12 protein-coding genes, 1 rRNA gene and 1 riboswitch are annotated in these 14,348 nt (G+C 70.2%); of the genes, 1 reads left to right on the top strand and 12 read right to left on the bottom strand.

All coding sequences use genetic code 11. From position 1 onward, the window contains the following. Positions 1–65: 65 nt before the first annotated feature. Positions 66–2,951 (bottom strand): aminomethyl-transferring glycine dehydrogenase, encoded by a 2,886-nt coding sequence (gcvP, locus tag ACFW47_RS26105; RefSeq protein ID WP_386285690.1) that lies wholly within the window; start codon positions 2,949–2,951, stop codon positions 66–68. Between the two features lie 177 nt (positions 2,952–3,128). Further along, a riboswitch (glycine riboswitch) is annotated at positions 3,129–3,224 on the bottom strand. A gap of 148 nt (positions 3,225–3,372) precedes the next feature. Here gcvP and ACFW47_RS26100 point away from each other — a divergent pair. Further along, positions 3,373–3,750: a PRC-barrel domain-containing protein gene (locus tag ACFW47_RS26100; protein ID WP_073731454.1), complete on the top strand. Its 378-nt coding sequence runs from the start codon at positions 3,373–3,375 to the stop codon at positions 3,748–3,750. Positions 3,751–3,782: 32 nt separating this feature from the next. On the opposite strand, the gene ACFW47_RS26095 is transcribed toward ACFW47_RS26100, so the two are convergent. The 11 genes from ACFW47_RS26095 to rrf form a co-directional block, all read right to left on the bottom strand. After that, positions 3,783–5,360: a DNA polymerase IV gene (locus tag ACFW47_RS26095; RefSeq protein ID WP_386307313.1), complete on the bottom strand. Its 1,578-nt coding sequence runs from the start codon at positions 5,358–5,360 to the stop codon at positions 3,783–3,785. Between the two features lie 54 nt (positions 5,361–5,414). Continuing rightward, positions 5,415–5,975 (bottom strand): MerR family transcriptional regulator, encoded by a 561-nt coding sequence (locus tag ACFW47_RS26090; RefSeq protein ID WP_386285694.1) that lies wholly within the window; start codon positions 5,973–5,975, stop codon positions 5,415–5,417. Positions 5,976–6,289: 314 nt separating this feature from the next. Further along, positions 6,290–6,763 (bottom strand): bifunctional nuclease family protein, encoded by a 474-nt coding sequence (locus ACFW47_RS26085; RefSeq protein ID WP_019327631.1) that lies wholly within the window; start codon positions 6,761–6,763, stop codon positions 6,290–6,292. Between the two features lie 106 nt (positions 6,764–6,869). Continuing rightward, positions 6,870–7,607 (bottom strand): MerR family transcriptional regulator, encoded by a 738-nt coding sequence (locus tag ACFW47_RS26080; protein WP_386285696.1) that lies wholly within the window; start codon positions 7,605–7,607, stop codon positions 6,870–6,872. 42 nt (positions 7,608–7,649) lie between these two features. Beyond that, positions 7,650–8,609, bottom strand: a complete 960-nt coding sequence (locus ACFW47_RS26075; RefSeq protein WP_386285698.1) for an FHA domain-containing protein — start codon at positions 8,607–8,609, stop codon at positions 7,650–7,652. Between the two features lie 61 nt (positions 8,610–8,670). Next, positions 8,671–9,585, bottom strand: a complete 915-nt coding sequence (locus ACFW47_RS26070) for a DUF881 domain-containing protein (RefSeq protein WP_386285700.1) — start codon at positions 9,583–9,585, stop codon at positions 8,671–8,673. A gap of 5 nt (positions 9,586–9,590) precedes the next feature. Then, positions 9,591–9,923, bottom strand: a complete 333-nt coding sequence (locus ACFW47_RS26065) for a small basic family protein (RefSeq protein WP_003977440.1) — start codon at positions 9,921–9,923, stop codon at positions 9,591–9,593. Continuing rightward, positions 9,920–10,756, bottom strand: a complete 837-nt coding sequence (locus tag ACFW47_RS26060; protein ID WP_386307312.1) for a DUF881 domain-containing protein — start codon at positions 10,754–10,756, stop codon at positions 9,920–9,922. Before ACFW47_RS26060 ends, ACFW47_RS26065 begins: the two co-directional genes overlap by 4 nt. Before the next feature lie 168 nt (positions 10,757–10,924). Next, a complete protein-coding gene (locus ACFW47_RS26055; RefSeq protein ID WP_386307311.1) occupies positions 10,925–13,420 on the bottom strand; it encodes a sugar phosphate nucleotidyltransferase in 2,496 nt (831 codons plus the stop codon). A 114-nt stretch (positions 13,421–13,534) separates the two neighbouring features. Further along, positions 13,535–14,143 carry a CDP-alcohol phosphatidyltransferase family protein gene (locus tag ACFW47_RS26050; RefSeq protein WP_073731463.1) on the bottom strand — a complete coding sequence of 203 codons (609 nt, stop codon included), beginning with the start codon at positions 14,141–14,143 and terminating at the stop codon, positions 13,535–13,537. A gap of 110 nt (positions 14,144–14,253) precedes the next feature. Next, a 5S ribosomal RNA gene (rrf, locus tag ACFW47_RS26045) occupies positions 14,254–14,348 on the bottom strand; the annotation flags it as partial.

Here is a 14,348-nt window from a genome sequence, read left to right as displayed (position 1 = left end):
GCACGCGACGACGAAGGCCCCGTCCGGTCCCCGGCGGGGGCCCGGACGGGGCCTTCGCCCCGGGCTCAGTCCTCGTACGCGTCCAGCGGCGGGCAGGAGCAGACCAGGTTCCGGTCACCGAAGGCCTGGTCGATGCGGCGCACCGGCGGCCAGTACTTGTCGGCGGCGGAGACCCCGGCCGGGAAGACGGCCTCCTCGCGCGAGTACGCGTGGTCCCAGTCACCGCCCAGCGCGCCCGCGGTGTGCGGGGCGCCCCGGAGCGGGTTGTCGTCCCCGGACCAGGCGCCGGAACCGACCTTCTCGATCTCCGCGCGGATGGCGATCATCGCCTCGCAGAAACGGTCCAGCTCGGCCAGGTCCTCGGACTCGGTCGGCTCGATCATCAGCGTGCCGGCCACCGGGAACGACATCGTCGGCGCGTGGAAGCCGTAGTCGATCAGCCGCTTGGCGACGTCGTCGACGCTGACGCCGGTCGCCTTGGTCAGCGGGCGCAGGTCGATGATGCACTCGTGCGCGACCAGCCCGGCCGGGCCGGTGTAGAGCACCGGGTAGTGGGGCTCCAGGCGCTTGGCGATGTAGTTGGCGGACAGCACGGCCACCTGCGTGGCGCGCTTGAGGCCCTCGCCGCCCATCAGCCGGACGTACGACCAGGAGATCGGCAGGATGCCGGCCGAGCCCCACGGTGCCGCCGAGATCGGGCCGACGCCCGTCTGCGGGCCGGCCGCGGGCTGCAGCGGGTGGTTGGGCAGGTACGGCGCCAGGTGGGACCGCACGGCCACCGGGCCCACGCCGGGACCGCCGCCGCCGTGCGGGATGCAGAAGGTCTTGTGCAGGTTCAGGTGCGAGACGTCGCCGCCGAAGTGGCCCGGCTTGGCGAGGCCGACCAGCGCGTTGAGGTTGGCGCCGTCCACGTAGACCTGGCCGCCGGCGTCGTGCACCCGGGCGCAGATGTCGGCGACGTGCTCCTCGAAGACGCCGTGCGTGGAGGGGTAGGTGATCATCAGCACGGCCAGCTCGTCGCGGTGCTTCTCGATCTTGGCGCGCAGGTCCTCGACGTCGATCTCGCCGTCCTCGGCGGTCTTGACGACGACGACCTTCATGCCGGCCATCACGGCGCTCGCGGCGTTGGTGCCGTGCGCGGAGGACGGGATGAGGCAGACGGTGCGCTGGTCGTCGCCGTTGGCCCGGTGGTAGCCGCGTACGGCGAGCAGACCCGCGAACTCGCCCTGCGACCCGGCGTTCGGCTGGAGGGAGACCTTGTCGTACCCGGTGACCTCGGCGAGCCGCTCCTCCAGCTCACGGATGAGCGTCAGGTAGCCCTGCGCCTGCTCGGCGGGCGCGAAGGGGTGCAGCGCTCCGAACTCGGACCAGGTGACCGGCTCCATCTCGGTGGTCGCGTTGAGCTTCATGGTGCAGGAGCCCAGCGGGATCATGCCCCGGTCCAGCGCGTAGTCGCGGTCGGCGAGGCGGCGCAGGTAGCGCAGCATCGCCGTCTCGGAGCGGTGCTGGTGGAAGACCGGGTGGGTCAGGAAGTCGTCGGTGCGCAGCAGCGCCTCGGGCAGCGTCTCCTCGGTCACCGCGTCCAGCGCTTCGATGTCGCCCTCGACACCGAAGGCGTTCCACACGCCGCCGACCTGGGCACGGGTGGTGGTCTCGTCGCAGGCGAACGACACGTGGTCGGCGTCGACGAGGCGCAGGTTGATGCCGTTCTCGCGGGCGGCGTGGACGATCGCGTCGGCTCGGCCGGGCACCCGCGCGGTGACCGTGTCGAAGTAGGAACCGTGCACGATCTCGACGCCGCCGGCCGCGAGGCCCGCGGCGGTGACCGAGGCGTACCGGTGGGTGCGGCGCGCGATGGCCCGCAGCCCCTCGGGGCCGTGGTAGACGGCGTACATGCCGGCCATGACGGCGAGCAGCACCTGCGCGGTGCAGATGTTGCTGGTGGCCTTCTCGCGGCGGATGTGCTGCTCGCGGGTCTGCAGGGCGAGGCGGTACGCCTTGTTGCCGTCCGCGTCCACCGAGACGCCCACCAGGCGGCCGGGCAGGCTGCGGGCGAACTTCTCGTGCACGGCCATGTATCCGGCGTGCGGCCCGCCGAAGCCCATCGGCACACCGAAGCGCTGGGTCGTGCCGACTGCGATGTCCGCGCCCAGCTCGCCGGGCGAGGTGAGCAGCGTGAGCGCGAGCAGGTCGGCCGCGACGGTGACGAGGGCGCCGAGCTCGTGTGCCTGGTCGATGACCGGCTTGATGTCGCGTACGGCCCCGGAGGCGCCCGGGTACTGGATCAGGACGCCGTTGATCTCCCGCTCGGCGACCTCGGCGGGGATGCCTTCGCTCAGGTCGGCGACGACGACCTCCACGCCGGTCGGCTCGGCGCGGGTCTGGATCACGGCGATGGTCTGCGGCAGCGCGTCCGCGTCGACCAGGAACAGGCCCTTCTTGTTCTTCCCCATGCGCCGGGACAGCGCCATCGCCTCGGCGGCGGCGGTGCCCTCGTCGAGCAGCGAGGCGCCGGAGGTGGGCAGACCGGTCAGCTCGGCGACCATCGTCTGGAAGTTCAGCAGGGCCTCCAGACGGCCCTGGGAGATCTCCGGCTGGTACGGCGTGTACGCGGTGTACCAGGCCGGGTTCTCCATGACGTTGCGCAGGATGACCGGCGGCGTGAAGGTCCCGTAGTAGCCGAGGCCGATCATGGAGTCGAGGACCTGGTTCCGGTCGGCCAGCGAGCGCAGCTCGGCCAGTACCTCGGCCTCGGAGCGTGCGCCGGGCAGGTCCAGCGCGTCGGCGTTCTTGATCACATCCGGCACCGCGGCGGCCGTCAGCTCGTCGAGCGAACCGTAACCGACCTGCGCGAGCATCTTGGCCCGGGCCTCGTGGTCGGGGCCGATGTGGCGCTGCTCGAACGGCAGTGCCTGTTCGAGTTCGGTGAGCGGGGTGCGATGGGCGGTCATTTGCGGAGGCCTCCTGGTCTGACGACCTTCGAGGGGCACCACGGCGCGGGTACCCGGACGGCCTCCCCCTCTGTCATCTCGACCTGAGAGCTTCACCGGGCGGCCCGAGGGCCCTGCCGGCTTTCACCGTCGGTGAGAGCGGAAGCCGTCGACACCCGCTCTGCTTTCCAGAGTGACCTCGTCCGTGCGGTACGTGAGCCTGAGAGATTCCGGGGAGGATTTGCTCCTTCGGCGCCTCCGGTGATGCCCGGAGGACTCTCCCGCACGGGGTCAGCAGCCGCTGTCAGGGTACCAGCGAGCCCGCCGCACGAACCTTCGAGTGGCCGACCGCCTCTATGTGCTCTTTCGTAGTACTACGGATGATTTCGGCGGCTGGCGGGTCGGCTGGTGCACGACCCCAGTACGACCACGTGGAGGGCCCGTGCGTACCGAGATAGACCCGCGCAACCTGATCGGCCGCAAGGCGTTCGACCGCAACGGCACCCGGATCGGCACCGTCGACGAGGTCTACCTCGACGACGCCACCGGCGTGCCCGAGTGGGCGGCCATACGCACCGGCCTGTTCAGCAGGGACGCCTTCGTGCCCCTGGAGCCGAGCGAGCTGGTGGACGGCACACTGCGCGTGCCCTTCGACCGGGCTCTGATCAAGGAAGCGCCCGACTTCGGCGTCGGCCGCCACCTCTCTCCGGAACAGGAACTGCAGCTCTACCACCACTACGGCCTCGACGTCGCCGCCCCTCCCCCGCCGCCCGACCACGACTTCGGCAAGCTGGCCGGCCAGGACAAGGAGGACGCCTGACGGACCGCCCCGCCGCCCGGCGACACCCACCGTCAGCCGGAGCCCACCGACCCGGCCCCGACCTCGGAACCCGGACCCCCCTCCACCCCGGCTCTTGGGGCCGTCTCCCCGTCGGCGCCCGGGCCCGCCCCCGCATCGGAGTTCGGGCCGGTCCGGGCGCCGGAACCCGGACAGGCCTCCGCGCCGGCCACCGGGCCGGTCTCCCCCTCGGAACCCCGGCCCCTCTCCGCACCGGCTTCCACCGGCCCCGGCCCGGCGCTGCCGGGTCTTCGCGCCGCCGGCGGGACCAGCGGCAGTGGATCCGCCGGTGCCAGATCCGGGTCGTCCGTCAGGAAGGTCCGCACCCGGCCCGTCCCCGAGTACGGCGTCTCGAAGCGCACCGTGACCCGCCCCAGTCCGCTGCCCTGCACCCAGCCGTGCCCGTACTCCGTGTGCCGCACGTCGTGACCCGCCGGCCACCGGCGCTCACCGGGCGCCGGACGGTGCTCCTCGGCGGGCTCGGCGTCGGGCTCCTCGGCGAGTTCTTCGGCCCGGTCTCCCGCCGCCTGCGCGAAGAGATCCTCCTGGGTGTAGTCGGCGAGGCCGCTCACGCCGACGCCCAGGAGCCGTACGCCGCCCGTGGTGTCCACCAGGTCCAGCAGCCGGGCCGCCGCCTCCCGCACCACCGCGGGGTCGTCCGTCGGCCCGCGCAGGGTCTCCGAGCGGGTCAGCGTGGAGAAGTCGTACCTGCGCACCTTGAGGACGATGGTCCGCCCGGACAGTCCGGAGCCGCGCAGCCGGCGCACACACCGGTCCGCCAGCCGCCGCACCTCCATGCCGACCCGCGTCCGGTCGTGGATGTCGACGTCGTAGGTGTCCTCGACCGACACCGACTTGGTCTCCCGCTCGGCCACCACGGGCCGCTCGTCACGTGCCAGGGCCATCGCGTACAGGGCGTGCCCGTGCGCCTTGCCCAGCAGCCGTACGAGTTCGTCCTCGCCCGCCTCGGCGAGCTCACCGACCGTGGCGATGCCGGCCCGCCGCAGGTGGTCGCCGGTCGCCGGTCCCACACCGGGCAGCGTCCGCACGGACATCGGCTCGAGCATGGCCCGCTCCGTGCCCGGCGGGATCAGGACCAGCCCGTCGGGCTTGGCCTCCTCCGAGGCGATCTTGGCGAGCATTTTGGAGGCGGCCAGCCCCACCGAGCCAGTGAGACCGGTGACGGTGCGGATGTCCGCACGGAGCCTCGCCCCCGCCAGCCGCGCGGAGTCCGCGTCCCAGGCGGCGCCGCCGGCCTCCAGGTCCACGAACGCCTCGTCCAGGCTCAGCGGCTCCACCAGCGGCGACAGCGCCCGAAGGAGCCGCATCACCTGCTCGCTGATCGTCCGGTACAGCTCGAAGCGGGGGACGAGGTACGCGGCGTTGGGGGCCAGGCGCCGGGCCTGCCCCATGGGCATCGCCGAGTGGACACCGAAGACCCGCGCCTCGTACGACGCGGTGGCCACCACTCCGCGCGGGCCCAGGCCTCCCACGACCACGGCCTTCCCGCGCAGACTCGGTTTGGACGCCTGCTCCACCGAGGCGAAGAAGGCATCCATGTCGAGATGCAGGATCGTGGGCGCGGCTCTCACATGTCCGATGGTGCCTCACACCACTGACAAAGCCCCGTCGGCGTGCGGCAGTGCTCAGACGGCCCGGTTGCGCCGCCGCGCCAGTTCGTCGGCGGGATTGTGCCCGATCAGGGTTTCGCCCGTGTCGATCCGCTCACCGTGCAGCTGGGAGAGCGCGCTCTCCACGTCCCGCCAGACCACGCCGACGGCGATGCCGAAGACGCCCTGGCCGCCCTGGAGCAATGCGTGGACCTCGTCGGGCGAGGTGCACTCGTGGACCGTGGCGCCGTCGCTCATCAGCGTCATCCGCTCCAGGTCACGGAAGCCGCGTTCCCTGAGGTGCTGGACGGCGGTGCGGATGTTCTGCAGGGAGACGCCGGTGTCGAGGAAGCGCTTGACGATCTTCAGTACGACCACGTCGCGGAAGCTGTACAGGCGCTGCGTCCCGGACCCGTGCGCCGGCCTCACGCTGGGCTCGACCAGGCCGGTGCGGGCCCAGTAGTCGAGCTGCCGGTAGGTGATACCGGCGGCCGCGCAGGCCGTCGGCCCGCGGTAGCCGATCTGCTCGGACGCCATGGACGCCGCCCCTCCGCTGCTCGGCACCGCAGCCGGTCGCTGTGGAGCCGGGTCGGCCACGCCGCCGTGCTGCGGGTAGCCCCCGCCCGCACGGAGCCGAAAGCCCGGGGGAGGGTACGGACCGCTTGCCCCGAGGCTGTGCCCGGAGCCACCCCCGGCCGTACCGTCGCCGCTGATTCTCACGCCGACCTCCGTCCTTGACCTGCCTCCTCGACGGTAGGCAGTCACCAAGGGTGCGTCAACGATCGCCACACTCGGCACGCCGAGTGATAATCACCCTACGAGTGGTTTCCCGTGCCCCATCGCGGGGAAAGGCTAGCCGAATGTGCCCGGAAAGGGCCGTGCGCCGCCTCGGGGCACCTCACCCGTACGGCTCACTGATTGCTGGTCCCGAAGTCCTCCGGCGAGATCTGGTCGAGGAACTCGCGGAACTTCTCCACCTCGTCCTCCTGCTCGTCCGGGATGGCGATGCCCGCGTCGTCGAGGACCGTGTCGCTGCCGTAGATCGGCGTCCCGGTGCGCAGCGCCAGCGCTATCGCGTCGGACGGCCGGGCACTCACCTCGACGCCGCTCGCGAAGACCAGCTCGGCGTAGAAGACGGAGTCGCGCAGGTCCGTGATGCGCACTTCCGTGAGCTCCTGGCCCACGGCTTCCAGTACGTCCTTGAACAGGTCGTGGGTCAGCGGGCGCGCGGGAGCCATGCCCTGCTGGGCGAAGGCGATCGCCGTCGCCTCCCCCGGCCCGATCCAGATGGGGAGGTAACGTTCGCCTCCCACCTCGCGCAGCAGCACGATCGGTTGGTTGGAGGGCATCTCGACCCGGACACCTACGACATCGAGCTCGTTCACACAGCAACCCTAGGCCGTACCCGGGACATTTGGGTAGTCGGGCCGGGATCGGGTGGGCGATCCGGGTTGTGGGCCAGGCCTCGTACCGGCCGGCCGTCGGGCCCGGTCAGGGCAGCCGTACCCCCAGGGCGGTCTGCACCAGCGCCGCGTGCAGCTGCACCGCCAACCCCGCCAGCTCCCTGGTGCGGGCCTCGGCGTGAGCCCTGGTCTGTGGATTGCGGTGCCGCTTCAGCGGTGCCACCACTTGGTCCACGAGACCGGCCTCCCGGTCGGCGGCGGCCTTCATCACCCGCAGGTGGCGCGGCTCGATGCCGAACCGGCCCAGCTGGACCACCAGCGACGCCACGGTCACCGTCTCGGCGTCGTAGGCGCCGTCGGAGAGCGGGGCGACGAGTCCGTACGACTCCCACTCCTTCAGCTCCTGCTCACCGATACCGGCCGCGGCGAGCAGTTCCTCCCGGCCGATCCGGGCCGCCGCGGGCTCCTCCGCGCGCCCCGGCGCCGGCTCTCCGTCCCGTTGCCGGCCCAGCGTCGGCAGCGGTACGGCCTCGCCGCGCTCCATGGCGTCCAGGTGCTCGCGGATCACCTTCAGCGGCAGGTAGTGGTCCCGCTGCATGCGCAGCACCCGGCCGAGACGCTCGACGTCGTGCGCGCTGAACTTGCGGTACCCGGCCGGGGTCCGCCGCGGCTCGACGAGCCCTTCCGACTCCAGAAAACGGATCTTGGAGATGGTGATGTCGGGGAACTCGTCGCGCAGTGCGTTCAGCACCGCGCCGATGCTCATCAGCCCACTGTCCGTGGCGGTGGTGCCGTTCCCGGCACCACCGCTCGGTGTTTGAAGCATGGACCTTCCCTGGAGGTTCCCCGGGCGGTGGCCCGGGGGCGGTCAGTAACCCCGCTGGCTCGCGTAGAAGACCAGCCGGTACTTGCCGATCTGCACCTCGTCCCCGTTCGACAGGGCGACCTGGTCGATGCGCTCGCGGTTGACGTACGTGCCGTTCAGGCTGCCGACGTCGGCGACCGTGAACGAGCCGTCATGGCTGCGGCGGAACTCAACGTGCCGGCGCGAGACCGTCACGTCGTCCAGGAAGATGTCACTCTGCGGGTGACGCCCGGCGGTGGTCAGCTCGCCGTCCAGCAGGAAGCGGCTGCCCGAGTTCGGGCCACGGCGCACGACCAGGAGGGCGGAGCCGAGCGGCAGCGCGTCCACGGCGGCCTGCGCCTCGGGCGAGAGCGACGGCATCGCGGTCTGGCCGGTGGCCTCGGCGTCGTACGCCTCCAGCCCCGAGATGGAGATCGTGGAGGTCGTCTCGGACGCACGCTCCGGGACGGCACCCGGGCGCAGCGGCGCTCCGCAGTTGGAGCAGAAGCGGCTGTTCTCCGCGTTGCGGTTACCGCACCTCGTGCACACCAGGGCCGACATGGACGGATCCTCCTGCCGCGGCTGCCCCGCCGGGGCGTTCGACGCGTACGGGCCGGGCGGGAACCCTCCACCCGTACCTGAGGCTGACGGTTGGCCGAAACCTATGCCGCCGGACTGTGCAGGGTCAACAGACGGCGCGCCCTGACCACCGGAAACATCACCGCCCGGACCAGCCACCTGGTCCCGGAACATCGGGCGCCCACCCTCCGCGTCAGGCTGTGCCCGATGGCGAGCGGTCGCGTTCTCGCGGCCCTCTCGCGCACTCTTGCCGAACAACTTCGCAAACAACTTCACGGGCGATTCCCCTTGACCGAAACAGACCCGCCCGTGGGGCAGGACGAACCCTGACTGAACGTACTGGCCGACCCGGACACCTTCACAACGTCCGTCTCCACCAGACAGTTTCCACCACGCACCACCCAATCGGTGCGCCGACCCCCCGCAACCTCATGCCCTCGCCGGACGTCCCCCATGCACCGCCGGTTCACTGGGAGGACGACCGAGCGTAGTCAGGCCGCTTCGCCGCTCGCAAGGCGTCCACGACGATCTTGCTCGACCGCTCAACAGTAACGGTGGCCTGTTCCTTCTCCAGAGTCTGCACCACGCCTCCAGGAATGTTGAGAGCCGGTTCGAGGTCCTGCGGCTTGCCGATGACCTGGAAACGATAGGGCGCGTTGATCTTGTTCCCGTCGACGCTCACGGACTTGTCGGAGTCCGTGAGGTAGGTGCCGGCGACGACCCGGACACCGTTCACCTGGATCGCCTCCGCCCCCGCCGCGCGCAGCTCCTGGATCGCGTCGAGCAGCATGTCCGCCTCGACCGCACCCTTCGTGTCCTCGATCGTCACCGTGATACCGGGTCCCTGCGCGGCCACGGTGCCCGCGAGGACGCCGAGTTGCCGCTCCCTTTCGAGCGTCTGCTTGCGGGCCTCCTCTGCCTGGTCGGAGCTGTTCTCCAGCTCGTCGCGCTGCTTCTCGAGACCCTGCTTCTCGTCTTCTAGACGCTGACTGCGGTCGTCCAGTTCATCGAGGATGCGGACCAGATCCTCCTGCCGCGCGCCGCGCAGCGCGCCGTCGCCCTCGCTGTTCGAGGCCACCTGGACCGCGAGGCCGAATCCGAGGCCGAACAGGAGGAGGGCCACGATCAGTTGGGCCCGTGTGAGACGCGGCGGCCACAGGCCCTTGACGAGCCGCTGTCTGCCGGTCAGTCCGGGCTGTCGCGGCCCCAGTGGACTCCCGTCCGGGCTGCCGGTGGATTCCGGGCTGTCACCGGCCGAGGCGTCCGCCTCCGCCTGAGCCTTTGCCGGCGGCACCTCGTCGGGCAGTTCCCTTGCCGGCGGCACCTCGTCGGGCAGTTCCCTGCGCAGACCGCTCTGCCGCCGGTCGTCCTGGTCGCTCATCGGCCTCACGCCCGGAAGACATGGCGGCGGATGGCCGCGGCGTTGGAGAAGATGCGGATGCCGAGGACCACCACGACACCGGTGGACAGCTGGGCCCCGACGCCCAGCTTGTCGCCGAGGAACACGATCAGCGCGGCGACGACCACGTTCGACAGGAACGACACCACGAAGACCTTGTCGTCGAAGATGCCGTCGAGCATGGCCCTCAGGCCGCCGAAGACGGCGTCGAGCGCCGCCACGACGGCGATCGGCAGATAGGGCTCGACGGCCGCCGGGACCTCCGGCCGGACCAACAGGCCGGCCACGACTCCCACGACGAGGCCCAGTACGGCGATCACGATGTGCCCTTCTCGGTTATCGGCTGTGCTGTACGTACGATCACGCTCGGAGCGGCCGGCAGCTCGAGGTCGTCCGAGGCGGAGATGGCGGTGCGGATGCCGTAGTTCTCCTGCAGGGCGTGCAGGTAGTACCCGTCGGCGCTGTCCTGGAACCGGCTGCTGAGCCGTTCGCCGTCCCCCACCGCGAGCACCGTGTACGGCGGTACCAGCGGCCTGTTGTCGACCAGGATCGCGTCACCCGCGGCCCTGATCGCCGACAGCGCCGTCAGACGCTGCCCGTTTATGGAGATCGCCTCGGCGCCCGACTCCCAGAGCCCGTTCACCACACGCTGCATGTCCCGGTCGCGCACCCGGCCCGTGTCGGAGAAACCGGAGGTGCCGCGCGGCTGCCCGTCGCCCCCGGTACCGACGTCCTTGGCGTCGTCCACCACGAGCTTCACACCGGGGCCGTGCACCGCTACGGCACCCGACAGGACGCCGACCAGGTCGGACCGGTCGCTGTCGCCGTTCTTCTCCAGCGCCTCGCGCTGCCGGGCGCTGACGTCACCGCGCAGCTCCTCGATGCTCTCCTCGAGCTTGTCGGCCGCGGAGGTCTCCTCCTCGATGCGGTCGATGAGCTCTTCGCGCTCCTTGGCGAGGGCCGGAGCGGCGACCCTCGCCTGGGCGGCACCGACCGTCACGACCAACGCCGCCAGCACCAGACCGGCGGCCAGGCCGAGCTTGGCACGGAGGGTCTTGGGCAGACCGCCACTGCCTTCGGCCTTCTTCCGCGCGGCGGCCTCGGCGTATCCGTCGTCGAGGCTGTGGTCCATGACGTTGGTGAGCAAGGACATGGACGCGTCCGGGCGCGCGGGCCGCGTGGATGTGCTCCGAACGGGGGGTTGCTGCGGCATGCCGCACATCGTCGCACGCCCCGGCCGCTACCTCCGAACGGCCCCACCGGCGTGCCGGACAGGCCCCCTTGGGGACACTTGTCCGGCACGCACGCGTGCGGTGTGTTCCTAGCGGCCCGCGCTGTCCACCACGGCGGACCACTCGTCGAGCAGCGCCTGCGCGGAGGCGTCGTCGGGACCCTCCGCCCACAGGTGGGTGACGGCCTCCGCCGGGTCGGGCAGCACCATCACCCAGCGCCCGTCCGTCTCCACCACGCGCACACCGTCGGTGGTGTCCACGAAGCGGTCTCCGGCCGCCTCGACGACCCGCCGCATCACCAGGCCCTTGACGGCCCACGGGGTCGCCAGATCGCGCTTGAGGACGTGGGCGCGCGGGATCCGCGCGTCGATCTGGCTCAGGGTGAGCTGCGTCCGCGCCACCAGCCCGATCAGCCGCACGAAGGCGGCCGTACCGTCATAGACGCTGCTGAACTCCGGAACGATGAAACCGCCCTTGCCGTCACCGCCGAAGATCGCCCCGTCCTCTCCCCCGACCCGCGTCAGGTCGTCGGGAGAAGTCGTCGTCCACTCGACCTGGGTGCCGTGGTAGGCGGCCACCTGCTCGGCGATCCTGGTGGTCGTCACCGGCAGCGCCACCCGTCCGCTGCGCCGCTCGGCCGCGATCAGGTCGAGCATCACCAGCAGCGCCCGGTCGTCCTCGATGATGCGGCCCTTCTCGTCGACGAGCGACAGCCGCTCACCGACCGGGTCGAACCGCACACCGAACGCCGCCCGCGAGGAGGCCACGATCTCCCCGAGGCGCACCAGCCCCGAGCGCCGCATGTCGGCGGACTCGGTGGGCCGGGACTCGTCGAGGCCGGGGTTGATGGTCAGCGAGTCGACACCCAGCTTCCCGAGCAGGCTGGGCAGGACCAGCCCCGCACTGCCGTTGGAGGCGTCGACGACCACCTTGAGCCCGGATTCAGCGATCCCGGTGATGTCGACGTTGCGCAGCAGCGACCCGGTGTAAGAGTCGAAAACGCTGGACGGGAAGTGCAGGTCACCGATCTCGCCGGGGAACGCCCTCCGGTACTCCTGCCGTGCGAACACCCGGTCCAGCTTCCGCTGGCTGCCCTGGGACAGGTCGGCACCCTGTCCGTCGAAGAACATGATGTCCACGGAGTCCGGCACGCCAGGCGTGGTCCGGATCATGATGCCGCCGGCACTGCCCCGCGCGGTCTGCTGCCTCGCGACGGGCAGCGGTACGTTCTCCAGGTCCCGTACGTCGATGGCACTGGCCTGGAGCGCGGAGATCACCGCCCGCTTCAGCGCACGCGCACCACGGGAGTGGTCGCGGGCCGTGGTGACGGTGGAGCCCTTCTTGAGGGTCGTCGCGTAGGCGCCCGCCAGCCGTACGGCCAGCTCCGGTGTGATCTCCACGTTCAGGATGCCGGAGACCCCGCGGGCCCCGAAGAGGTGCGCCTGGCCCCGCGACTCCCAGATGACCGACGTGTTGACGAACGCACCGGCCTCGATGGTCTTGAACGGATAGACGCGCACGTTGCCCTGGATGATCGATTCTTCACCGACCAGGCACTCGTCTCCGATGACGGCGCCGTCCTCGATCCGCGCGGCACGCATGATGTCGGTGTTCTTGCCGACGACGCAGCCTCGCAGATTGCTGTGCGGGCCGACGTACACGTTGTCGTGCACGACGGCCTTGTGCAGGAAGGCACCGCTCTTGACGACGACGTTCGAGCCGACGACGGTGTGCTCCCGGATTTCGGCGCCGGCCTCCACCTTGGCGTAGTCGCCGACGTAGAGGGGCCCCCGGAGCACGGCGTCGGGGTGCACCTCCGCGCCTTCTGCCACCCATACTCCGGGCGAGATCTCGAAGCCGTCGATGTCGACGTCGACCTTGCGCTCCAGAACGTCGGCCTGGGCCTTCACATAGCTCTCGTGCGTGCCGACGTCCTCCCAGTAGCCCTCGGCGACATAGCCGTAGACGGGCTTGCCCTCCTTCATCAGCTGCGGGAAGACGTCACCGGACCAGTCCACGGGCACGTCGGGGTCGACGTAGTCGAACACCTCGGGCTCCATGACGTAGATGCCGGTGTTCACGGTGTCCGAGAAGACCTGACCCCAGGTCGGCTTCTCCAGGAACCGCTCGACCTTGCCCTCGTCGTCGACGATGGTGATACCGAACTCCAGCGGGTTGGGCACGCGTGTCAGACACACGGTGACGAGCGCGCCCTTTTCCTTGTGGAAATTGATCAGGTCGGTGAGGTCGAAGTCGGTCAGGGCATCGCCGGAGATAACAAGGAAGGCATCGTCCTTCAACGCCTCTTCGGCGTTCTTGACGCTTCCGGCGGTACCGAGTGGCTTCTCCTCATTGGCATAGGTGAGCTCCATTCCGAGCTCCTCGCCGTCGCCGAAGTAGTTCTTGACCAGCGAGGCCAGGAACTGCACGGTGACGACGGTTTCGTTGAGCCCGTGCCTTTTCAGCAGCCGCAGAACGTGCTCCATGATCGGCCGGTTGGCCACCGGCAGGAGCGGCTTGGGCATGCTCGAGGTCATCGGGCGAAGACGCGTGCCTTCGCCCCCAGCCATCACGACGGCCTTCATGTCGGAAGCGTCCTCCTCTAAGAGACGACGGATTGACCGACTTCACCCGTCCAGGGTCCCGCACTTTTGCAGCGCGGGCCATCCGGCGTCAGTGCCGCACTATCGCGAACGAGTTCAATCGGCTGTGGCGTCCGCACGGACCAAGCGGCGGACCTGCACCACGTAGAGAACACCTGCCCACCAGTACAGGGTTGTACCCCATCCGGCGAACGCCCATCCGAAAACGGCAGCGAGTGACGCGATCCATCCGCTTCCGTCACTGAGCAGGAGCAGGGGGAAGGCGTACATGAGGTTGAAGGTGGCGGCCTTCCCCAGGAAGTTCACCTGCGGCGGCGGATAGCCGTGCCGGCGCAGGATGCCGACCATCACGAGCAGGACCGCTTCGCGGGCAAGCAGTACAAGGGTCAACCAGAGCGGAAGAATTTCCCTCCAGGTGAGCCCCACCAAGGTCGACAGGATGTAGAGCCGGTCGGCCGCGGGGTCCAGAAGCCGTCCAAGACTGCTGATCTGGTTCCAGCGCCGCGCGAGCTTCCCGTCCAGGTAGTCACTGACTCCGCTCAGAGCCAGCACCAACAGCGCCCAGCCGTCGCTCTGCGGGCCCCCGAACTCGGGCCTGAGGATCAGCCACAGGAACAGCGGAACGCCGGCGAGACGCGCCATGCTGAGGATGTTCGGGATGGTGAGGACCCGGTCGGTCTGCACGCGGGTCTCCTGGACCTCCACGCGGGGGCCTCCTGGGGTGGAACGAGCCAATGATGCTCCCTGACCTTACCTCAACGCAAAAAAGCTCTGGCTCTCGGGCTGTGTGCCCAAGAGCCAGAGCTCTAAGAGGAGTTCGGCGGCGTCCTACTCTCCCACAGGGTCCCCCCTGCAGTACCATCGGCGCTGTAAGGCTTAGCTTCCGGGTTCGGAATGTAACCGGGCGTTT

The sequence above is a fragment of the Streptomyces sp. NPDC058796 genome, from assembly GCF_042745235.1.
Classification (GTDB): domain Bacteria; phylum Actinomycetota; class Actinomycetes; order Streptomycetales; family Streptomycetaceae; genus Streptomyces.
The sequence above is the reverse complement of the archived record's forward strand: the minus strand, read 5'-3'. Positions and strand labels throughout refer to the sequence as shown.